The organism is Streptomyces deccanensis, from assembly GCF_022385335.1.
GTDB classification, from domain to species: Bacteria; Actinomycetota; Actinomycetes; order Streptomycetales; family Streptomycetaceae; genus Streptomyces; species Streptomyces deccanensis.
Map to the genome: position 1 here is coordinate 8,943,007 of NZ_CP092431.1, position 20,204 is coordinate 8,963,210.

Annotated in this window: 20 protein-coding genes and 1 tRNA gene; 14 read left to right on the top strand and 7 right to left on the bottom strand. The window is 72.1% G+C overall.

The genetic code is table 11. The features are described from left to right. Window positions 1–177 precede the first annotated feature (177 nt). The 8 genes from L3078_RS39340 (at window position 178) to L3078_RS39375 (ending at window position 9,396) form a co-directional block, all read left to right on the top strand. Complete coding sequence (locus tag L3078_RS39340; protein WP_239759001.1) at window positions 178–1,095, top strand: glutathione S-transferase C-terminal domain-containing protein; 918 nt, start codon at window positions 178–180, stop codon at window positions 1,093–1,095. Window positions 1,096–1,575: 480 nt separating this feature from the next. Next, on the top strand, window positions 1,576–2,562 hold the full coding sequence (locus L3078_RS39345) for an amino acid ABC transporter permease (RefSeq protein WP_239759002.1): 987 nt from the start codon (window positions 1,576–1,578) through the stop codon (window positions 2,560–2,562). Next, window positions 2,559–3,362, top strand: coding sequence for an amino acid ABC transporter ATP-binding protein (locus tag L3078_RS39350; RefSeq protein ID WP_239759003.1), 804 nt, complete (start codon window positions 2,559–2,561; stop codon window positions 3,360–3,362). The genes L3078_RS39345 and L3078_RS39350 overlap by 4 nt, the downstream gene beginning before the upstream one ends. Before the next feature lie 84 nt (window positions 3,363–3,446). Beyond that, window positions 3,447–4,475 (top strand): ABC transporter substrate-binding protein, encoded by a 1,029-nt coding sequence (locus tag L3078_RS39355; RefSeq protein WP_239759004.1) that lies wholly within the window; start codon window positions 3,447–3,449, stop codon window positions 4,473–4,475. 58 nt (window positions 4,476–4,533) lie between these two features. Continuing rightward, window positions 4,534–5,286 carry a GNAT family N-acetyltransferase gene (locus L3078_RS39360; protein ID WP_239759005.1) on the top strand — a complete coding sequence of 251 codons (753 nt, stop codon included), beginning with the start codon at window positions 4,534–4,536 and terminating at the stop codon, window positions 5,284–5,286. 14 nt (window positions 5,287–5,300) lie between these two features. Next, window positions 5,301–6,536, top strand: a complete 1,236-nt coding sequence (locus tag L3078_RS39365) for an LLM class flavin-dependent oxidoreductase (protein ID WP_239759006.1) — start codon at window positions 5,301–5,303, stop codon at window positions 6,534–6,536. Between the two features lie 22 nt (window positions 6,537–6,558). Further along, on the top strand, window positions 6,559–7,911 hold the full coding sequence (locus L3078_RS39370; protein ID WP_239759007.1) for an NtaA/DmoA family FMN-dependent monooxygenase: 1,353 nt from the start codon (window positions 6,559–6,561) through the stop codon (window positions 7,909–7,911). A 123-nt stretch (window positions 7,912–8,034) separates the two neighbouring features. Next, window positions 8,035–9,396 (top strand): amidohydrolase family protein, encoded by a 1,362-nt coding sequence (locus L3078_RS39375; protein WP_239759008.1) that lies wholly within the window; start codon window positions 8,035–8,037, stop codon window positions 9,394–9,396. 145 nt (window positions 9,397–9,541) lie between these two features. Here the strand turns inward: L3078_RS39375 and L3078_RS39380 are convergent, their stop codons facing one another. Genes L3078_RS39380 through L3078_RS39390 form a run of 3 tightly spaced genes read right to left on the bottom strand, consistent with a single transcriptional unit; the run spans window position 9,542 to window position 11,165 of the window. Then, window positions 9,542–10,024 (bottom strand): Dps family protein, encoded by a 483-nt coding sequence (locus L3078_RS39380; protein WP_239759009.1) that lies wholly within the window; start codon window positions 10,022–10,024, stop codon window positions 9,542–9,544. Between the two features lie 14 nt (window positions 10,025–10,038). After that, window positions 10,039–10,314 (bottom strand): WhiB family transcriptional regulator, encoded by a 276-nt coding sequence (locus L3078_RS39385; protein WP_239759010.1) that lies wholly within the window; start codon window positions 10,312–10,314, stop codon window positions 10,039–10,041. Window positions 10,315–10,355: 41 nt separating this feature from the next. Further along, window positions 10,356–11,165: an alpha/beta hydrolase gene (locus L3078_RS39390; protein ID WP_239759011.1), complete on the bottom strand. Its 810-nt coding sequence runs from the start codon at window positions 11,163–11,165 to the stop codon at window positions 10,356–10,358. Window positions 11,166–11,350: 185 nt separating this feature from the next. On the opposite strand from L3078_RS39390, the gene L3078_RS39395 reads away from it, so the two are divergent. Then, window positions 11,351–12,124, top strand: coding sequence for a sulfite exporter TauE/SafE family protein (locus L3078_RS39395; RefSeq protein WP_239759012.1), 774 nt, complete (start codon window positions 11,351–11,353; stop codon window positions 12,122–12,124). Between the two features lie 31 nt (window positions 12,125–12,155). Here the strand turns inward: L3078_RS39395 and L3078_RS39400 are convergent, their stop codons facing one another. Then, complete coding sequence (locus tag L3078_RS39400) at window positions 12,156–12,686, bottom strand: DUF309 domain-containing protein (RefSeq protein ID WP_239759013.1); 531 nt, start codon at window positions 12,684–12,686, stop codon at window positions 12,156–12,158. Between the two features lie 99 nt (window positions 12,687–12,785). On the opposite strand from L3078_RS39400, the gene L3078_RS39405 reads away from it, so the two are divergent. Both L3078_RS39405 and L3078_RS39410 read left to right on the top strand, forming a co-directional pair. Then, window positions 12,786–12,859 (top strand) — tRNA-Pro (locus L3078_RS39405). Between the two features lie 82 nt (window positions 12,860–12,941). Next, window positions 12,942–14,315, top strand: a complete 1,374-nt coding sequence (locus tag L3078_RS39410; RefSeq protein WP_275593205.1) for a DUF5685 family protein — start codon at window positions 12,942–12,944, stop codon at window positions 14,313–14,315. A gap of 14 nt (window positions 14,316–14,329) precedes the next feature. Here the strand turns inward: L3078_RS39410 and L3078_RS39415 are convergent, their stop codons facing one another. Both L3078_RS39415 and L3078_RS39420 read right to left on the bottom strand, forming a co-directional pair. After that, window positions 14,330–15,196 carry a YhjD/YihY/BrkB family envelope integrity protein gene (locus tag L3078_RS39415; protein ID WP_239759015.1) on the bottom strand — a complete coding sequence of 289 codons (867 nt, stop codon included), beginning with the start codon at window positions 15,194–15,196 and terminating at the stop codon, window positions 14,330–14,332. Between the two features lie 7 nt (window positions 15,197–15,203). After that, window positions 15,204–16,070, bottom strand: coding sequence for an oxygenase MpaB family protein (locus tag L3078_RS39420; protein ID WP_239759016.1), 867 nt, complete (start codon window positions 16,068–16,070; stop codon window positions 15,204–15,206). 223 nt (window positions 16,071–16,293) lie between these two features. On the opposite strand from L3078_RS39420, the gene L3078_RS39425 reads away from it, so the two are divergent. The 3 genes from L3078_RS39425 to L3078_RS39435 all read left to right on the top strand — a co-directional run bounded on the left by L3078_RS39425 (window position 16,294) and on the right by L3078_RS39435 (window position 19,271). Beyond that, entirely contained in the window at window positions 16,294–16,956 is a 663-nt protein-coding gene (locus L3078_RS39425; RefSeq protein ID WP_239759017.1) for a class I SAM-dependent methyltransferase, read from the top strand. Between the two features lie 105 nt (window positions 16,957–17,061). Next, window positions 17,062–18,159, top strand: coding sequence for a hypothetical protein (locus L3078_RS39430; protein WP_239759018.1), 1,098 nt, complete (start codon window positions 17,062–17,064; stop codon window positions 18,157–18,159). Window positions 18,160–18,161: 2 nt separating this feature from the next. Beyond that, window positions 18,162–19,271 carry a hypothetical protein gene (locus L3078_RS39435; RefSeq protein ID WP_239759019.1) on the top strand — a complete coding sequence of 370 codons (1,110 nt, stop codon included), beginning with the start codon at window positions 18,162–18,164 and terminating at the stop codon, window positions 19,269–19,271. A 78-nt stretch (window positions 19,272–19,349) separates the two neighbouring features. Here the strand turns inward: L3078_RS39435 and L3078_RS39440 are convergent, their stop codons facing one another. Next, the gene (locus tag L3078_RS39440; RefSeq protein ID WP_239759020.1) at window positions 19,350–20,201 is read right to left on the bottom strand and encodes a class II glutamine amidotransferase; all 852 of its coding nucleotides are present in this window, start codon (window positions 20,199–20,201) and stop codon (window positions 19,350–19,352) included. Window positions 20,202–20,204 lie beyond the last annotated feature (3 nt).

A 20,204-nucleotide genomic window follows, 5' to 3' on the forward strand; every position in this document is an offset into this window, starting at 1 on the left:
CGGAAGCCCTTTGAGCTGACCGAGCCGACCGGGCCGACCCAAGCCGACCGGGCCGAGCCGACCCGAGCCGCCGGCGTGGCGCGCCACACGCTCGCGCGTCCGTGTACTCGCGTCACCACCGTCCCTCGCGTCGTCGCGCCACCGCGCCACCACGCACCAGAGCTCCCGGGGAGACACATGTCCGCCATGCCCGTCCACGCCCTGCACGCCGTCCCGTCGCCGCGGCCCCTGCCCTCGTTCCGGGGCCGGATCGGCTGCGACGCGCGCAGCGGCCACTACGCCGTGCCGCGCCGCTACCGACTCCATCTGTCGCTCTCCTGTCCGGGCGCCCTGCGCATCGCCGTCGTCCACAGCCTCCTCGGGCTGGCCGACGCCTGTCCCGTGAACCTCCTGCCCGCCGTGCCCGACGGCCCGAACGGCGAGCACTCCGCGCTGCGCCCGCTGTACGAGGCGAGCGCCCACCGCTATCCCGGCGCGGCCGTGGCACCGGTGCTCAGCGACGACTGGTCCGGACGCATCGTCAGCACCCACGCCCCCGACATCATGCGCGACCTCGCCCGCCGCTTCGGCGGCGCCGGCCGGCCCGAGCTGTACCCGGAGGGCGCGGAGGTCGAGATCGAGGGCGTAGCGCGCCTCTGCGAACAGGGCATGGACGGCGCGGCCCAGCGCGCCGGACGGGCCGACGCCGACGACCTGGAACGCCGCGACGCACTCGGCTCCCTGCTGCGCACCCTGCGCTCCCTGGACGCCCGGCTCGCCGGACAGGAGTACGTCCTCGGCGACCAACTCACCGTCGCGGACGTCGAGTTGTGGGTGGCTCTGGTGCGGCTCGACACCGTGCACCGCTGGCACCTGGACGCCTCCGCCGTGCACCGCGTCGCCGACCACCCGCATCTGTGGGCGTACGCCCGCCGCCTGGCCGCCCATCCCGCGTTCGGCCCCCACCTCGACCTCGACGGCATCGCCCGCCGGCACCACGCGCACTGCCGGGGCCTGGAGGCGGCCGGCGCCGCCGTACAGATCCTGGACTGGGCCTCCCACGTCCCGGACCAGGGCGTATCGGCAGACGGACAGGCGTCCCATGTGCTGGACTGACGTTGACAGCGCCCCGCCGGGCCTGAGTTACTTACGGCGACCCGATGAGCACGAGGCCCCCAGGGCCGGAAGACGATGGTGACGGACATGGACGCGACCCCGAGGCCCGCCGCATGGCGCCGCCACGGTTGCGTGCCGCTCTGCGCCGACCGCGCCGTCGATCTGCTCCGGGTCAACAGCGCACTGTGTAGCGCACGTTAGCGCGCGGCCGGGTCCCGCCCGGCGCCGCGCTCCCGTCGAGGCTGACGGTTCCCCGAACCCCTGAGGCACCGCACCAGCGGTCCGCCCTCTCTCCGCCAGCCCCGGTGCCGTGCGCATCCGTGTGACTTCGGTGCCCGCGGACGACGAATGTCGCCCGTGAGCCCCCGTCCGACGAGTGTCGCCCGCCGTGCTTCCCACGGCGAGCGTCGCCCGCTCGCCGGACGACCGAAGTCAAGTCGCCCGCGTCGCCTGGGGTTTCGACACTCTCCGGAGCCCTTGATGAGTGAACCCCCAGGCGCCGCCGTGTCCCTGACCGAGGCACCGCCGCCCGCCGACGACACCCCGTCGAAGCGGCTCGCCGCCCAGCGGGTGCTGCCGCTGCGCCGCCCCGGCCGCTGGATCGCCACCGCGGTCGTGCTGGTCCTCGCGGCCCAGTTCGTCCACGGCCTGATCTCCAACCCCTTCTACCAGTGGGACCGCTTCGCCTACTGGTTCCTGCGGCCGACCATCCTCGACGGGCTCCTCATCACCCTCGAAGTCACCGCCTACAGCGCGGTGTTGGGCCTCCTCGGCGGCATCCTCCTGGCCCTGGCCCGGCTTTCCGACAGCCCGGTCCTGCGCTCGGTGAGCTGGGTCTACATCTGGGCCCTGCGCTCGATCCCGCTGATCGTGGTCCTGCTGTTCCTCTACAACTTCAGCGCCCTCTACCAGACGCTCAGCCTGGGCGTCCCCTTCGGTCCGGCGTTCTTCACCTTCGACGAGTCGCGCCTCGCCACCGACATGGCCGTCGCCGTGATCGGCCTCAGCCTCAACGAGGCCGCCTACGCCGCCGAGGTCGTCCGGGGCGGCATCCTCTCCGTCGACCAGGGCCAGCACGAGGCGGCGTCCGCGCTCGGCCTGCCCAAGCGCTACCAGTTCCGCAGGATCGTCTTCCCGCAGGCGCTGCGCTCGATCACCCCGAACTACGTCAACCAGCTGATCGGCCTGATCAAGAGCACCTCGCTGGTCTTCTACGTCTCCCTGCTCGACCTCTTCGGCACCGCCCAGGCCATGGGCTCCACCTACCCCGGCGACATCGTGCCGCTGTTGATGGTCTCCACCGTCTGGTACCTGATCCTCACCAGCGTCGTCTCCGTCGTCCAGTTCTACGTCGAGCGGTACTACGCCCGGGGCGCCACCCGCACCCTGCCGCCGACGCCGCTCCAGAAACTGCGGGCCGGGATCACCGACCTCCGGGCCCGCGTCCGCAAGGAGGCCGCCGTATGACCGCCGGGACGCTCGACACGACGCCGGGAACACCGGCCGACGCCGCCACCGTCGAGGTGCACGACGTGCACAAGTGGTACGGCGCCCACCGCGTGCTCAACGGTGTCGACCTGACCGTACGGCCCGGCGAGGTCACCGTGATCCTCGGTCCGTCCGGCTCCGGCAAGTCCACGCTGCTCCGGGTCATCAACCACCTGGAGAAGCCCGAGATCGGCCATGTCAGCGTCAACGGCGAACTGATCGGCGTACGCAGGCACGGCGACCGGCTGAAGGAGCTGAGCGAGCGGGCGATCCTGAACCAGCGCTCCCGGATCGGCTTCGTCTTCCAGAACTTCAACCTCTTCCCGCACCTGACCGTCCTGGAGAACGTGGCGGCGGCGCCGGTGGCCACCGGGAAGCTCGGCAGGACCCAGGCCGACGCACTCGCCCGCGAACTCCTGGACCGGGTCGGCCTGGCCGACAAGGCGGCCGCCTATCCACGGCAGTTGTCGGGCGGACAGCAGCAGCGCGTGGCCATCGCCCGCGCCCTCGCCCTGCGCCCCGGCGTCATCCTCTTCGACGAGCCGACGTCCGCCCTCGACCCCGAACTCGTCGGCGAGGTCCTGGAGGTCATCAAGGACCTGGCGAGGAGCGGCACCACGCTGGTGATCGTCACCCACGAGATCGGCTTCGCCCGGGAGATCGCCGACCGGGTCGTCTTCATCGACGGCGGCCGGATCGTCGAACAGGGCCCGCCCGCGGAGGTCCTGGACAAGCCGCGGCACGAACGGACCAAGGACTTCCTCAGCAGGGTCCTCTGACCCCGTGTGACCACGAGCCCCCACGCTTCCCCACGCCCCCACACCGCCCGCACCACTCTCTCGACACGACAAGGACACCCAGCGATGCCCACGTACACCCGGTTCTCCCGGCGCAGCCTGCTGCGCGGTATCACCGCGGCGACCGCCGCCGCCACTCTCGCCGCCGGGCTCACCGCCTGCGGGGGCGACACCGAGGCCGCCACCAGGACCGACGCCGCCGGCACGGTCACCGTGGGACAACTGGCCAACGGTGCCGCCGAGGAGACCGAGATCAAGGTCACCGAGGTGAAGTCGATCAGCGCCAAGCTGCCCGCCGCGATCAAGAAGAGCGGCAAGCTGGTGATCGGATCGGGCACGCTGCCGTCCGGCAGTCCGCCGCTCGGCTTCATCGGCAGCGACCAGAAGACCGTCACCGGCTCGGAGCCCGACCTCGCCAGACTCGTGGCCGCTGTGCTCGGTCTCGAACCCGAGATACGCCAGTCGACCTGGGAGAACCTGTTCATCGGGATCGACAGTGGCAAGGTCGACGTCGGCTTCTCCAACATCACCGACACCGAGGAGCGCAAGCAGAAGTACGAGTTCGCCTCCTACCGCAAGGACGACCTGGCCTTCGAGACGAAGAAGGACAACGCCTGGAACTTCGACGGGAACTACGAGAACCTCGCGGGCAAGACGGTCTCCGTCGGCAACGGCACCAACCAGGAGAAGATCCTCCTGGAGTGGAAGTCCAAGTTGGCGAAGGAGGGCAAGAAGCCGCTCACCGTCAAGTACTTCCAGGAGAGCAACAGCATCTACCTGGCGCTGAGCAGCGGCAAGATCGACGCCTACTTCGGCCCCAGCCCCAACCTCGCCTACCACGCGGCCAAGACCGCCGGCACGCCCCAGGCGACCCGTATCGCGGGCCAGTTCTCCGGCGCCGGTGAGACCCTCCAGGGCCTGATCGCCGCGACCGCGAAGAAGGACAGCGGCCTCGCCGAGCCGCTCGCCGAGGCCATCAACCACCTGATCGACAACGGCCAGTACGCCGAGTGGCTGAAGGCCTGGAACCTCTCCAACGAAGCCGTGGAGAAGTCCGAGGTCAACCCGCCCGGCCTGCCGCTCACCAACTCCTGATCATCCGTCACCCCATCCGCACGACAAGCCCGTTGACTGAGGAGAGGACTCCGCCCCCGTGGCCCACCAGACCGACTTCCACGGGGGCGGAGTCCCGCTCGCACCGGACCCGTCGGTCCTCGACAACGCCGTCTGGACCTCCCTCGACGGCCCGCACGCCCCCTTCGCCGAACGGGTCGGCAGCGCCGCCTGCTATCCCGCCGACGTCTACGCCTTCGCCGCCCTCGCCGATCCCGAGGACCCGGCCGCCTGGGCCGACCTGCACACGCTCGTCGGCGCGGGTGCCGTCGTCCGGGTCAAGCCGGTCGACCGGGTCCCCGACGGCTGGGAGGTGCTCGGTGGCGGACAGGGCGTCCAACTGGTGGACACCGGCGTCCAGGCCGAGCCCGCCCCCGAAGCGGTGCCACTCGGGCTCGACGACGTCCCCGAGATCCTGGACCTCGTCGCCCTCACCCGACCGGGCCCCTTTCTGAAGCGGACCATCGAACTGGGCACCTATCTCGGCATCAGGGACGGCGGACGGCTGATCGCCATGGCCGGGGAAAGGATCCACCCGCCTGGCTGGACCGAGATCAGCGCCGTCTGCACCGACCCCGCGTACCGCGGCCGGGGCCTCGCCACCCGGCTGGTCCGCGCCGTCGCCGCCGGCATCCGCGAACGCGGCGACACCCCTTTCCTGCACGCCTCCGTGGACAACCTCCCGGCGATCCGGCTCTACGAGTCCCTCGGCTTCACCCTGCGCCGCAGCTCCACCATCCGCACGGTCCGGAGCCCGGGAACACCTCCCGCGAGGACCGTACGAACTTCCTAGGAAGGTACCCACCCGTGTCCCCAGCAGCGCCCACCCCCTCCTCCTCCACCGCGCCCACCTCCGAACTGCACCTCGCGGTCGCCCTCGACGGCACCGGATGGCACCCCGCCTCCTGGCGCGAGCCGACCGCCCGCCCCCGTGAGGTGTTCACCGCCAGGTACTGGGCCGACCTCGTCGCCGAGGCCGAGCGCGGACTGCTCGACTTCGTGACCCTGGAGGACGGCCTCGGCCCGCAGTCCTCGCACTTCCTCGACCCCGACGAGCGCACCGACCAGGTCCGCGGCCGCCTCGACGCCGTCCTGATCGCGGCCCGGATCGCCCCCCTCACCCGGCACATAGGCCTCGTGCCGACCGTCGTGGCCACCCACACCGAGCCCTTCCACATCTCCAAGGCGATCGCCACCCTCGACCACGTGAGCTCCGGCCGCGCCGGCCTCCGCGTGCAGATCACCGCCCGGCCGAACGAGGCGGCCCACTTCGGCCGCCGGGCGATCCCCCGCATCGAGGCCTACGACAGCCCGGACGCCCGGGAGACGGTGAGCGAGCTGTTCGACGAGGCCGCCGACCACGTCGAGGTCGTGCGCCGCCTCTGGGACAGCTGGGAGGACGACGCCGAGATCCGGGACACGGCCACCGGCCGGTTCATCGACCGCGACAAACTGCACTACATCGACTTCGAGGGCCGCCACTTCAGCGTCAAGGGGCCCTCCATCACCCCCCGTCCGCCGCAAGGCCAGCCCGTCGTGACCGCGCTCGCCCATGACACCGTCCCCTACCGGCTGGTGGCCCGCCAGGCCGACATCGGCTACGTCACCCCGCACGACACCGGCCAGGCGCGCGCGATCGTCGCCGAGATCCGCGCGGAGCAGGCGTCCGCCGGGCGCGCCGACGAGCCGCTGCACCTCTTCGGGGACCTGGTGGTCTTCCTCGACCACGACCCGGCCGAGGCGGCGTCCCGCCGGGAACGCCTCGACACACTCGCGGGCGAGCCGTACACGAGCGACGCCCGGATCTTCACCGGCAGCCCGGCCCAACTGGCGGACCTGTTGCAGGAGTTGGCGAGCGCCGGGCTGTCCGGCTTCCGGCTGCGCCCCGCCGTGCTCGGCCACGACCTCCCGGCGATCACCCGAGGCCTGGTACCCGAACTGCAACGCCGAGCCGCCTTCCGACGCGGCTACGAGGCCGACACCCTGCGGGGCCTGCTGGGCCTGGCCCGCCCCGCCAACCGCTACGCCGCCGCGACGGCCTGAGCCGGACGGGAGACCCACCCCCATGAGCAAGCCCCTGAAGCAGATCCACCTGGCCGCCCACTTCCCCGGCGTCAACAACACCACCGTCTGGAGCGACCCCGAGGCCGGCAGCCACATCGACTTCAGCTCCTTCGCGCACTTCGCGCGCACCGCCGAACGCGCCAAGTTCGACTTCCTGTTCCTCGCGGAGGGCCTGCGGCTGCGCGAACAGGGCGGAAAGATCTACGACTTGGACGTCGTCGGCCGCCCCGACACCTTCACCGTCCTCGCCGCGCTCGCCGCCGTCACCGAGCGCCTCGGACTGACCGGCACCATCAACTCCACCTTCAACGAGCCCTACGAGGTGGCCCGCCAGTTCGCCAGCCTCGACCACCTCTCCGACGGGCGCGCCGCCTGGAACGTGGTCACCTCCTGGGACGCCTTCACCGGCGAGAACTTCCGCCGGGGCGGCTTCCTGCCGCAGGAGGAGCGCTACTCCCGGGCCAAGGAGTTCCTGGCCACGGCCACCGAACTCTTCGACTCCTGGGACGGGGACGAGATCGTCGCCGACCAGGAGTCGGGCGTCTTCCTGCGGGACGCCAAGGCCGGGGCCTTCGTCCACACCGGCCGGCACTTCGACATCGAGGGCCGGTTCAACGTCCCGCGCTCACCCCAGGGCAGGCCCGTGATCTTCCAGGCGGGAGACTCGGAGGAGGGCCGCGAGTTCGCCGCGTCGAGCGCCGACGCCATCTTCAGCCGGTACGCGACCCTGGACGCGGGGCGGGCCTTCTACAGCGACGTCAAGAACCGCCTCGCCCGCCACGGCCGCCGTCACGACCAGCTGTTGATCCTGCCCGCGGCCACCTTCGTCCTGGGCGACACCGACGCCGAGGCCGCGGAACTCGCCAGGGAGGTACGCCGGCTCCAGGTCAGCGGCGCCACCGCCATCAAGCACCTGGAGTTCGTCTGGAACCGGGACCTGTCCTCCTACGACCCCGACGGCCCCCTCCCCGACATCGACCCGAACACCGGGGACACGCACATCTCCAAGGGCCGCGCCCAGGTGCGGATGTACCGCGACCCGCTCGCCACGGCCCGGGAGTGGCGGGAGCTGGCCGCCGCCAACGGCTGGTCCATCCGCGACCTCGTCATCGAGACCGGCAACCGCCAGAACTTCGTCGGCTCGCCCGAGACCGTCGCGCGGACCATCAACGACTACGTCCAGTCCGACGCCGCCGATGGTTTCATCCTCGTCCCCCACATCACTCCCACCGGCCTCGACCCCTTCGCCGACAAGGTCGTCCCCCTCCTCCAGGAACAGGGCGTCTTCCGCACGGACTACGAGGGCACGACCCTCCGCGACCACTTGGGCCTGGACCCACTGCCCCGCTCGTAGTTCCCGACGGGCCGGACCGTCGTCGGCCGGGTCATGCGGAGCATCCGTGAGGTCGCCGTGAGGACGTCGCATACTGACATTCCGTCAGTTCTTGTGCGGAACCCATTTCTGGGAGGAATGGCGATGACCACACGGATGCTCCTGCGCTCGGGCCATGTCGTCAGCATGGACCCGGCCGTAGGCGACCTGCCCCGAGGCGACATCCTCATCGAGGACGGCACGATCACGGCGGTCGAGCCGGAGATCGACGCGGACGTGGACGCCGAGGTGCTCGACATGACCGGCCGTATCGTCGTCCCCGGCTTCGTCGACACCCACCGCCACACCTGGGAGGCCCCGATCCGGGGTTGCGCTCCCGACGCCACCCTCGACGACTACTTCGTCGACGTCCTCGACACCTTCGCGCCCGTCTTCACCCCGGAGGACGTGTACGCGGGCAACCTGGCCGGCACCCTGGAGTGCCTCAACGCGGGCATCACCACCCTCGTCGACTGGTCCCACATCAACAACACGCCCGAGCACCCGGACGCCGCGATCCAGGCGCTGAAGGAGACCGGCATCCGGGCCCAGTACGCGTACGGCAGCGCCAACACCTCCCTCGCCGACTACTGGTTCGACAGCACGATCGCGGTACCCGGCGACGACGTGCGCCGGATCCGTGCCGAGCACTTCGCCTCCGACGGGGGCCTGCTCACCATGGCCCTGGCCACCCGGGGCCCCGGCTTCTGCACCGACGACGTGGTCCAGCAGGAGTGGGGCCTCGCCCGCGAACTGGGCATCCCGATCACCGTGCACGTCGCCATGGGGCGCCTCGCCGGCCGCTTCGGCATGGTGAGGCGACTGCACCAGATGGGCCTCCTCGGCCCCGACACGACCTACGTCCACTGCTGCTACCTCGGTGAGGACGAGTGGCGGATGGTGGCCGACAGCGGCGGAACGGTCTCCATCGCCGCCCAGGTGGAGACCCAGATGGGGCACGGCTGGCCGCCGGTGTCACAGGCGCTCGAACACGGACTGCGGCCGTCCCTGAGCATCGACGTCGTCACCACCGTGCCCGGCGACATGTTCACCCAGATCCGCGCCGCCTTCGGCGCCGAACGCGCCCGCGTCAACGCCGACTGCTGGCAGGCCAACCTGCCCGTCCCCGCCAGCATGTTGACGGCGCGTCAGATGTTGGAGATCGCCACGCTCAACGGCGCCCACGTGGCCGGCCTGGAGGACCGTACCGGCTCCCTCACCCCGGGCAAGCGCGCCGATGTCGTGGCCCTCGACGCCACCGCCCTCAACATGGCGCCCGTGCACGACGCGACCGCCGCCGTGACGCTCGGCGCGGACGTCTCCAACGTGGAGACGGTCATCGTCGACGGCGTGATCCACAAGCGCGACGGCAGGCTGCTCGCCGACGTCGACCGGGCCCGTCGCCTGGTCGAGGAGTCACGCGACCGGCTGCTCGCGGCCGTGGCGTCCGGGAAGCGCGCCGCCTGACGAACCGTGCGACACCCGGACCGCCGAGGCCCCCGACCGCGCACGGCGGTCGGGGGCCTCGGCGGTCCGCGGTCATCGGCGAGGCGGGTCGGGGGTGTCGGTGCCGGCCGGCTCGGTGCGAACGACGTCGCGGGCCGTGCCGCCGTCAGTCCTCGCGCGGCCAGTTCTCGGCATCGAACATCCAGCGCTGCTTCTCCAACTCGTAGGTCAGCGAGATCAGCAGGTCCTGGGTGACCTTGTCGGCCTCCTCGGTCGCCTCGATCCGCTCCCGCAGCCGCCCGATCGCCGCCTCCAGTGCCTCGACCAGCATCCGGACGACCTCGGTGTCCCGCAGCCAGCCCTCCTTCGGCCCCTGCAGGTCGAACCGTGCCGCCACGGTCTCCGGCCGGCCGTCCGGCGAGACCCCGATGGCGGCCGCGCGTTCGGCGACCTGATCGGCGTAGGACCGTGTCGTGGACACCACCTCGTCGAGCTGGAGGTGGATCGAGCGGAACCTCGGTCCCACGATGTTCCAGTGGGCCTGCTTACCGATCAGCGAGAGCCCCAGCAGATCCACCAGGCTCTCCTGCAGCGCGTCGCCCGCGATCCGGCGGGCGGGCTCGGGAAGCGTGCTCCTCACCATCGTCATCTACGCGTCACTCCTCATCGCTTCGTTCCGGCGAGTGCCTCGTGCCGAGCGGCGTCGGCGCTCCCGGTTCTGCGGAGCAGGTCGGTGCGTTCCTCCTCGCCCATGCCGCCCCACACGCCGGCCGTCTGCCCGTTGCCGAGCGCCCACATCAGGCACTCGCGGCGCACCGGGCAGCGGCCGCAGACACGTTTGGCGGCGGCGACGTCGTCCAGCGCCGGTCCTGTAGAGCCCACGGGGAAGAACAGTTCGGGGTCCTCTCCCACGCAGGCCGCTCTCCGCAACCACTCCATGCGGGGCCGGGTGCCCAGCGCGGACGACGGAAAACGCGGGCTCAGCGACCCAGTACGCCGTCCACGAACTCCTTGACGTCCGTGAGTACTTCGTCCCGGTTCGTCTCGTTGAACACCTCGTGCCGGGCGCCCGGGTAGACGCGCTCGGTCCACTCGGTGCCCCGCAGATCCTCGATCCCCGTACGGCTGCCCGGCAGCGGCACGATCCGGTCGTCGTCGCCGTGCAGCCACAGCAGCGGCAGCGGACCGAGGGACCCGCCCTTCGAGATCGTCTCCAGGGCGCGGTCGATGGCCTCCAGCGTCGGCCGCTTGAACGGGCCGTGCCACACCAGCGGATCCTTCGCGTACGCGGCACCGACCGCCATGTCCCGCGAGAGCAGCTTCGGATCGAGCGGCACCTCCGGCACCTCGGGCGGCGCGAGCAGCGCCCGCAGCGGCTCCCAGATCCCGATCAGCGGCCCGGACAGCACGACCGCCGCGAGCCCGGCACCGTACCGCTGGGCGTACCGCGCGCCGATCAGACCGCCCATGGAGTGACCGATCAGCACCACCGGCAGCCCCGGGTACGCCGCCCGCGCCAGCACCTCCACGGCGTGCAGATCGGTGACCACGGCCTCGAAGTCCTCGATCAGCACCCGTTCGCCCGCCGACCTGCCGTGCCCCATGTGGTCGGGGCCGAACACCGCCGCGCCGTGCCGCACCAGCGCGTCGGCCACATGCTCGTACCGGCCGATGTGCTCCCCGTAGCCGTGCACCAGGAGCACGACGTACCGCGCCCCCTCGCACGGCCATTCCCTCGCGGTGACACCGCCCCGCGTACCGGCGAAGCTGTGCTCGCGCGAGTCGGCCATGACTCCTCCAACTACGTCGGTGAAGGTACCCGGGGGATCTTGCCAGCCCACCGGACGCTGGTCCATGGGCCGTCCGGGGCCAAAGCGCCACCCCGACGGCGGGGCAGGGGACGCGGCGGCGGCAGGGTCAACTGGCGAGACGGTCCTGTCGGCCGCCGATAGGTGCGCATAGCATCGGACCCCGCATGAACACGATGACTCTCTGGCACCTGTCCACGGCCGAGTTCGCGGCCCTCGCCTTCGCCGCCCTGCTCGTCGGCTTCTCCAAGACCGCCGTGAGCGGTGCCAACACGGTCAGCCTCGCGATCTTCGCGGCCGTCCTGCCCGCCCGCGCCTCGACCGGCGTCCTCCTGCCGATCCTCATCGTCGGCGACGTCCTCGCGGTGCTCACCTACCGCAGGCACGCCCACTGGCCCACGCTCTGGAAGCTCTTCCCGGCGGTGGGCGCGGGCGTCCTCCTCGGCACGCTGTTCCTGGTCTGGGCCGACGACGGAATCGTCCGCACCTCCATCGGCGCGATCCTGCTGCTGATGGCGGCCGTCACGATCTGGCGCCGCCGCACGGCCGAGCAGGACGACGAACCCGACGCGATCACCACCCGCGCCGGCCGCGCGAAGGCCCGCTCGTACGGCGTCCTCGGCGGCTTCACCACGATGGTCGCCAACGCCGGTGGCCCCGTGATGTCCATGTACCTGCTCTCGGCGGGCTTCCGGAAGCTCGGCTTCCTGGGCACCTCGGCGTTCTTCTTCCTCATCGTCAACGTCTCCAAGGTCCCCTTCAGCGTGGGCCTCGGCCTCATCGACGCGCACTCGCTCCTGCTGGACGTCGCGCTCGCCCTCTTCGTCGTACCGGGCGCGTTCCTCGGCAAGTGGGCGGTGAACCGCATCAACCAGAAACTGTTCGAACAACTGGTGATCGCGGCGACGATCGTCGGCGGCCTGCAACTACTCCTCCGCTGACCCTGAAAGCACGGGGCGCAGCCCCGGCTTTTCAGGCGTCCCCCTGGTCACCCCGCAACCGAGGCGCCCACGCCCCCGCGTCGACCGCCTCCCCACCCCCCTCCACGACGCCGGCCAAACGACGCGCCCACGCTCCCACTCCCGCCAGATCGACCCCGTAGGGTCGCGGCCGCCCGCTCCCGGCGCCCCACTCCTCCACCGCCCCGGCCCCGCGCCGCAGCAGCCGCGCCCCGCCCTTGGCGTTGCCGCGCGCCGAGTGCGTGAGCCCCACCGCGAGCTGGGCGAGACCGCGCCACAGCGCGCGCTCCTCGTCCGGACCGGACTTCCAGGCGTCCTCGAAGACCTCGTGCGCGTGGAACGGCTTCCCCGCGTCCAGCAGCGCCTGCGCCTCGACGACCGTCTCCTCGGGGTCACGCACCACCCCCTCCGGCTGCCGCTCCACCCCCGGCGCCCCGTACGGCAACGGGCGCCCCAGCCCGTCCCGGGGCCGCGCGCTCCGCGCCCGCCCCTCCTCGTCCCGGTCCCGCTCCGGCGCCGTCCCGTCCTGCGCTGTCCCGCTCATGCCTCGATTGTCCCTCGTCGCTCACCGGCCACGGGGCAGTGGCCGACGTACGGTAAAGTTCTCAGTGCGCGATCACGCGGTTCTCCGCGGACAGCGCACCGGGACGTGGCGCAGCTTGGTAGCGCACTTGACTGGGGGTCAAGGGGTCGCAGGTTCAAATCCTGTCGTCCCGACTTGAAAGAGTCGCGGATCAAGGGGCTGTTTCGGATCACTCCGAAACAGCCCCTTGATTGTGTCTACGGGGGAGAACTTTCGATGTTCGGGATCATCAGGCCATGCCGTCATCGTCTGGGCGAGGGCATGCGCACCGAGTGGATGGCGCACCTGTGCGGGCTGTGCCTGGCGCTGCGCGGCGAGTACGGGCAGTTCGCGCGGGTGGCCACCAACTACGACGGTCTGATCGTCTCGGTGCTGACCGAGGCGCAGTCGGAGCGCACCGGGGACTGGCGGCGCGACGCCGGTCCCTGCCCGCTGCGCGGGATGCGGTCGGCGAACGTGGCGCAGGGCGAGGGCGCGCGGCTGGCGGCGACGGTCTCGTTGGTGCTGGCGGCGGCGAAGATACGTGACCATGTGGCCGACGGCGACGGCCTGTTGGGACGCCGCCCGGTGACGCTGGCGGCACGCCGCGTCGCTCACGGCTGGGACCGCGCGGGCGCCGCGGGCGGCGAACGACTCGGCTTCGACACCGAGGTCATGCTCGCCGCGGTCGAACGCCAGCCGGAGATCGAGCGGACGACCGGGCCCGGTGGCTCGCTGCTGAGGGTCACGGAGCCCACGGAGACGGCGACCGCCGCGGCCTTCGCCCACACCGCCGTGCTCGCCGACCGCCCGGCCAACGCCGGACCGCTGGCGGAGGCGGGCCGTCTCTTCGGTCGCCTGGCGCACCTGCTGGACGCGGTGGAGGACCTCGACGCCGACGAGGCGTCCGGCGCGTGGAACCCGATCGCCGTGACGGGCGCGGACCGCGCCGAGGTGCGCCGTCTCTGTGACGACGCCGTCCACGGGATCCGACTGGCCCTGTCCGACACCGAGTTCGTCGACGGCCGGCTGGCCCAGGCGCTTCTGGGCGACGAGCTGCAGCGTGCCGTCGACCGCGTCTTCGACCCCCGGCACCGCCACCACCAGCGCCGCCACCAGGCACGGGGCCCGCGCATGCTGCCCTGGCTGGGGCGCCGGAACATGACGGATCCGTCCACGGAGACCGTCACAGGCGAGACCTGCGGCGTCGGGGTGCTCGCGGGCGCGGCCCCGGAGGGCGCCGCGACGGCGTCGGGACGGCCGCGGGAAGGGGAGTGCCGGCGCTGTGGCCGCTGGCGCCAGCTGTGCGGCCGGTGCGGGCTGTGCCTCAGCTGCTGCACCTGCGACGAGGACGCCGACCCGGGCGAAGGGGAGCCCTGGCAGTTCGGCGAGGGAAACCGCGGCGGCGGCTCGGGCCAGAACGGCTCCGGGGGTGACGGCTGGTTCGGCGGCCAGGGCAGCGGCAACTCGGGCGGATCCTCCGGTGGGTCCGGCGGGTCCGGTGGGTCTGGTGGGTCTGGTGGGTCTGGCGGTTCCGGCGGTGGTTCGGGTGACGGCTGCGGCGGTGGCTGCTGCAACCCGTGCAAGTGCTGCTGCGACTGCTGCGACTGAACAGTTGATCCAGCTCAACCGTGTCGACGCCGCGTCTCGTGCACATGGCGGCCCAGCAGCGCGCCGCCGAACACCACGAAGCCGACGCCGATGAGCCAGGACTGGACGATCAGAACGGTGCCGACCGCCCCATAGGTGATCGCGTTGCTCACGATCAGTGGTGAGAACACCTGGTCCGAGAACCAGCGCAGGCCACCCAGGCCCGCCATCGTGGCCACCGCGCCCGGGAGCAGGGCGCCCCACGGCACCCGCTCGCCCAGCAGGAAGTGCTGGCCCCACCAGAAGAACAGCACCCCGAGCAGCGAGACGAGCATGATCCGCACGGCCGACTGTGCCGCCCCGTCCCGCAGGAGCGCCCCGCTCCGCGTCTCGGCCAGCAGGTATCCCGTGAGCGCGGCGAGCCACACGACGCGGCGCCACACATGGTGCCAGGGGCCGGCGGGCACCTCCCAGATCCTCTCGTAGCCGTTCTGCACACTCGCGGCGAAGGTGACGCCGAACAGCGCGACGAGCAGCCCACTGAGGACGCTGGTCGCGCTCAGCACCCTGCGAGGTGTGGCGAACAGTTCGAGCACCGCGTCCGCCGGGCGCCCGGACAGGCTCATCGCGTCGATCACCCACAGGGCGAAGCCCCGTTCCTGGATGGGGAGCGCCGCCGCCACGACGATCAACAGGGGGACCAGCGTCACGAGGCCGAACGCGGAGAACCCCATGGCCCGGTGCAGCAGTTCCAGTTCCTTCCCGTGCTCCCAGAGCCGTCCGACGGCCGAGGCGTGCCACCGGGCGCGCAGTCGATGGTGGCGCGGCCGGACCTGCGGTCGATGGTGGTGCGGCCGCGGCTCCCGCGCGGAGCCGGGGCCGGAGCCGGAGGGGTCCGTCACGTGTGCCTCACTTCCCGGTGCTCCCGGAGGGGCGGGACGGGGCCATCGCCCAGCGGATGGTCCGCGTCACGGCCTGGCCGGTGGGGCGTACGGCGAGGTTCTCGACGACCGGCACGTGGGGCAGCCACAGCATGCCGCGGGCCCAGTGCGGGAGCAGTGCGACGGCGTTCACGGCCAGGGCGCCGTAGAAGGGCCGTACCGCGAGGGGCAGGGGAGGCTGGAACAGCAGGAAGCGGGCGGCGGCCCTGGCCTCGGGCGTGGCCCGCAGCTCGGGCCGGTAGGCGAGCAGGCGCTCGGACAGCTCGCGGCGGTCACGCGGCGGGTCGGCCACCCCCAGCGCCTCCGCGACGCGTGCGGTGTCGGCGACATAGGCGTCGTAGCCGTCGGCGTCCAGTGGGTGGGCTCCGTAGCGCTCGTGGGCCCGCAGGAAGCTGTCCGTCTCGGCGGCGTGCACCCAGCCGAGCAGATGCGGATCGGCCGCGTGGTAGGGGACCCCCTCGCCCGTCGCCCCCCGGATCCGCTCGTGGATGCCACGGACGCGATCGACCGCGCGCTGGGCGTCCGCGGCGGTGCCGTAGGTGGTCATGGCCAGGAAGGTGCTGGTGCGCTGCAGGCGGCCCCACGGGTCGCCGCGGTAACCGGAGTGCCCGGCCACGGCCGCCATGGCGAGCGGGTGGAGGGACTGCAGCAGCAGTGCGCTCAACCCGCCGATGAACATCGAGGCGTCACCGTGCACCGTGCGGATCGGACGGTCGGGCCCGAACCAGCGCGGTCCGGGGGTGTCGTGTATACGGGCCCGTACCGCCGGTCCGTCGGGCCCGGCGACACGGCGGAACAGGGCCTGGCTCAGTTGGTCACGGACTACGGTCAGCACGCTCGGCCTCCCCTCTTCTTCTGCCAGTGTCCGACACACCATCCCGAAACGGGGCATAATGGCGCGTCCTGTCGGCGGGGCCTGTGTCGAGCGGGGGAGGCGGTTGCAGGGGGAGGGGCCGCCCAGTACCGCTCGGCCTTCGCCGGCACTCCGGTCACGGTGACGTCCGCCCGTACATCCCGTACACCCATACGCAGGCACGCCAGGAGCTACTGTCACGCGCATGGTCGAACACGATGTTCTCCGTGCCACTCGCGAGGCATACGACGCCGCTGCCGCCACCTACGCGCAGCTGTTCCACGACTCGCTGCGTGAACGTCCCCTGGAACGGGCGCTGTTGAGTGCCTTCGCCGAGATGGTCAGGGTGACCGGAGAGGGCCGGGTCGCCGACCTGGGGTGCGGGCCCGGCCATGTCACCGCTCATCTGGCCGAGTTGGGGCTGGCGGCGTTCGGGATCGACGCCTCTCCCGCGATGATCGAACTGGCTCGGCGGGCCCACCCGGGGCTGCGGTTCGACGTGGGCTCGATGGCCGCGTCGGACATCCCCGACGGCGAGCTGGACGGCGTACTCGCCCGATGGTCCGTCATCCACACGCCACCTCGTGAACTCCCCGCCGTCCTGGCCGAGTTCCACCGGATACTGGCACCCGGCGGTCACCTGCTGATCGGCTTCTCGGCGACCGAGGGCCCGGCTCACCCCACGCAGGTCTTCGACCACGCCGTCGCGCCCGCCTACCGGTGGTCGCCCGATCACCTCGCAGCGCTGCTGCGCGAGGCGGGACTGGCCGAAGCGGCCCGGCTGGTGCGCGAGCCGGAGCCCACCGACGCACGGCAGTTCCAGGAGGTCCATCTGCTCGCCCGCAAGGACCCGACCGCGCCCGCCTGACGGGACGGCGGGCCTTCGGAGGGGCCCGTGTTCGGCCGGATGCGGTCTGTGCACGGAGAGGTGAACGCCAGTAGTTTGTGCGACCGTCGCGTCCTGGGGGGTCTCGTGAACGGTCTCCGTGCGGTCATCGTCTGCCTTGTGATCACGTGTGCCGCGGGGACGCCACCCGCCGCCCTGGCCTCACCCGCCGCCCCGCCGTCATCCGCCGTGGGCGGGGCGCCGGCCGCGAGGCCGAGCTGGTCGGCGCTGGCGGTGCCGGCGGCGACCCCACCGATGGCCGTGGCCGATCTCGCCGCCCGCGGGCCGCGCGAGGCGTGGGCGACCGGGTCCGAGCACGCCGCCGACGGGCCCCGGCCCACGCTGTACCGGTGGGACGGCACGACCTGGAGCCGTGACACCACCTTCCCCGGCGCCGACGAAGTGGGCCGGCTCGGCAGGGTGCAGTTCGTCGACGACGAGGTGTGGATCCTCCACGAACGCGCCGGGGCGGGGGAGATCCTGCGCAGGTCGGCGGGCGCGTGGAGTGCCGTACCGCTGCCGCAGACCCTGCGCGTCCACCAGGACTTCACCGCCGTACCGGGCGCGACGTGGGTGGTCGGCGAGGACGACACCGGACCGAAGGTACTGCGCCACGACGGCTCCGGCTGGACCGCGCAGCCCACCCCGGACGGTGTGCTCTACCTGATGGGAATCACCGCGCGCACCGCCGACGACGCCTGGGCCTGGGCGGACACCACCACCGGCACCACCGTCCTGCACTGGGACGGCACGGCGTGGCGCGACGCGAACGTGCCGCTGCCGCCGAACAGCAACGTGCACACCCTCCTGCTCGAACCGTCGGGCCGGGTCACCCTCGGCGGCAGCCAGTACACCGACGGCGCGGCCACCACCTACCTGATGACCTTCGACGGGCGCACCTGGCGCACCTCCCACCCACCGCTGGGCGACACCTCCACCGAGGGCATGGTGCGCGGCCCGGACGGCGCGCTGTGGCTGCCCGTGCGCAGCGACCGCGCGTTCCAGTCGAAGTACGCGCGGGTGGAAGGGCGGCGCACCACCTACTCCTACGGTCCCGAGCGCACGAACGCGATCGTCGTCAGACCGCAGGCCCTGGCGAAGGCCGGGCCCGCGCTGCTGGCCTTCGGGACCGTCGAGATCTACGGCTCCAAACCGAACCTGATGAGCGAGCGGCTGGGAGGCTGACCGTGGCACGCCGACTTCTCGTCACCGCTTTCGCCGCCACCCTGGCCTTCCTGGTCCTCATGACGGCGGCCACGGCGGACACCCTGTCCTGGCGACACGTTCCGGTCCCGGCACAGGTGCGCCCCCAGGCCGGGCTGAACGAGGCCGTGGCGTTCGGGCCGGACCGGGCGTGGGCGGTGGGCGCCGACGCCGTCGGCCGCGAGGCGCCGGGCTTCCCGCTGGTCCTGCGCTGGGACGGAACCGCCTGGCAGCGCCACGCGCTGACCGGGATCGGCTGGCAGGGAGAGCTGCTGTCCGTCGCCGCGACCTCACCGACCGAGGTCTGGGCGGTCGGCCGCGACGCGGCGGGCGGCGCCCGGCTGCTCCGCCACGACGGCACCGCCTGGCGCGAGAGCCGCCCGCCGAGCGGTGTCGTCCTGACCAAGGCGGTCGCCGGGGGAGGCGAGACCTGGCTGATCGGCTCCCGGGACGGCGCCCAGGTACTGCTGCGCCGGGACGGACGCGGCTGGCGCGACCTGCCGGTGCCGCCGGGAGCGGTGTACGGCCTGCACATCCTGGCGGCCGACGACGTCTGGGCCGCCGGCGCCGCCGCCACGGGCGCGGCCGTGTCGCACTGGGACGGCCGGACGTGGCAGCAGACGATCGTGGACGGGTTCCCGCGCTCGGCCGTCGGCAGTGTGCTGGCGGTCTCGCCGACGGAGGTGTGGGCGGGCGGTACGGCCGGGTTCGTCGGCGGGCCCGTGGGCCGGCCGATTCCGCCGCTGCTGGTCCGCTTCGACGGGCAGACGTGGAACCGGGTGACCATGCCCACCGACTTCGGCGGGATCACGTCGATGACGCCCACCACGTCCGGCGCGCTGGGCTGGGTCGCGGTGTCCCGGTCCCAGAAGTGGGGCCCGCCGGGCAGCAATCCGCCGTTCGTCCCCGGGCCGGACCTCCTCGCCTGGGACGGGCAGGCGTTCACCGGGTACGACGAGCCGACGGTGACGGGGGAGGGCGGCTCCTCGCTGCTGCGGCTGGCCCCGGTGCCGGGCACCGGGACGGTGTGGTCGGTCGGCCGCGCCGACGGCCCCGAGGGCACCTTCGCGCCGCGCGTCCTGCGCTACGGCTGACAGCGGAGACGGGGGCCGGCCGGGAGGCGGGGACGGGGGTCCGGAACGGGTCAGGGGACAGGCGGACAAGGGGCCCGGTCACACCCGGGCTCGCCCCGCCACGGGCTGCGGGGTGAAGGAACGCAGCAGGTCGGCGCCGGGCCGGACCATGCCGTAGCTGCCCTCGGGGACCTCGTTCCAGGCGCCGGGCAGATCGCCCAGGGGCTCGGAGACGATGAGCCGGGTCTCGTCGGAGACCTCCCGCAGGAAGGCCAGGTCGGGGTGGAGCGAGCGCAGCGTCTCCACCCGGGTGCTGTAGAACAGCGAGCGTGACGTCTTCTGGCTGGAGTAACGGAAGGCCCACAGCGACTCGCCGTCCGTGACGGCCACCGTCATCTGCAGCGGGTACTCCACCCCGTGCTCGTGCCCGACCTGCTCCACCAGACCCGCCATCCGCGCGACGGCGCCCGGAGGGTCCTCCTCCAGGCCGAAGGTCAGTGCCAGGTAGAACATCAGCTCGGAGTCCGTGGACCCCTCGATGTGGGCGAAGAGCTCCGGGTCGACGGCCAGGGAGAGATCCCGCCGGACCAGGTGGAAGTCGGCGATCGCCCCGTTGTGCATCCACATCCAGCGGCCGTGCCGGAACGGATGGCTGTTGGTCTGCTGCACCGCAGTACCGGTCGAGGCCCGGATGTGGGCGAAGAACAGCGGGGAGCGGACGTGGTCGGCGATCTCCCGCAGGTTGCGGTTGCTCCAGGCCGGACCGATGTCGCGGAAGACCGCCGGGGTCTCCAGATCCGGTGAGTACCAACCGACGCCGAACCCGTCACCGTTGGTGGTCTCCACGCCCAGCCGCGAGTGCAGACTCTGGTCGATGAGGGAGTGCGCCGGCCTGTAGAGAATCGTGTCGAGCAGGATCGGCGTTCCCGAGTAGGCGAGCCACCGGCACATCGA

Coding starts and splice junctions, on each gene's coding strand:
- L3078_RS39340 (WP_239759001.1), top strand. CDS start 178: ATGTCCGCCATGCCCGTCCACGCCCTGCACGCCGTCCCGTCGCCGCGG.
- L3078_RS39345 (WP_239759002.1), top strand. CDS start 1,576: ATGAGTGAACCCCCAGGCGCCGCCGTGTCCCTGACCGAGGCACCGCCG.
- L3078_RS39350 (WP_239759003.1), top strand. CDS start 2,559: ATGACCGCCGGGACGCTCGACACGACGCCGGGAACACCGGCCGACGCC.
- L3078_RS39355 (WP_239759004.1), top strand. CDS start 3,447: ATGCCCACGTACACCCGGTTCTCCCGGCGCAGCCTGCTGCGCGGTATC.
- L3078_RS39370 (WP_239759007.1), top strand. CDS start 6,559: ATGAGCAAGCCCCTGAAGCAGATCCACCTGGCCGCCCACTTCCCCGGC.
- L3078_RS39375 (WP_239759008.1), top strand. CDS start 8,035: ATGACCACACGGATGCTCCTGCGCTCGGGCCATGTCGTCAGCATGGAC.
- L3078_RS39380 (WP_239759009.1), bottom strand. CDS start 10,024: ATGACGATGGTGAGGAGCACGCTTCCCGAGCCCGCCCGCCGGATCGCG.
- L3078_RS39385 (WP_239759010.1), bottom strand. CDS start 10,314: ATGGAGTGGTTGCGGAGAGCGGCCTGCGTGGGAGAGGACCCCGAACTG.
- L3078_RS39390 (WP_239759011.1), bottom strand. CDS start 11,165: ATGGCCGACTCGCGCGAGCACAGCTTCGCCGGTACGCGGGGCGGTGTC.
- L3078_RS39395 (WP_239759012.1), top strand. CDS start 11,351: ATGAACACGATGACTCTCTGGCACCTGTCCACGGCCGAGTTCGCGGCC.
- L3078_RS39400 (WP_239759013.1), bottom strand. CDS start 12,686: ATGAGCGGGACAGCGCAGGACGGGACGGCGCCGGAGCGGGACCGGGAC.
- L3078_RS39410 (WP_275593205.1), top strand. CDS start 12,942: ATGTTCGGGATCATCAGGCCATGCCGTCATCGTCTGGGCGAGGGCATG.
- L3078_RS39425 (WP_239759017.1), top strand. CDS start 16,294: ATGGTCGAACACGATGTTCTCCGTGCCACTCGCGAGGCATACGACGCC.
- L3078_RS39440 (WP_239759020.1), bottom strand. CDS start 20,201: ATGTGCCGGTGGCTCGCCTACTCGGGAACGCCGATCCTGCTCGACACG.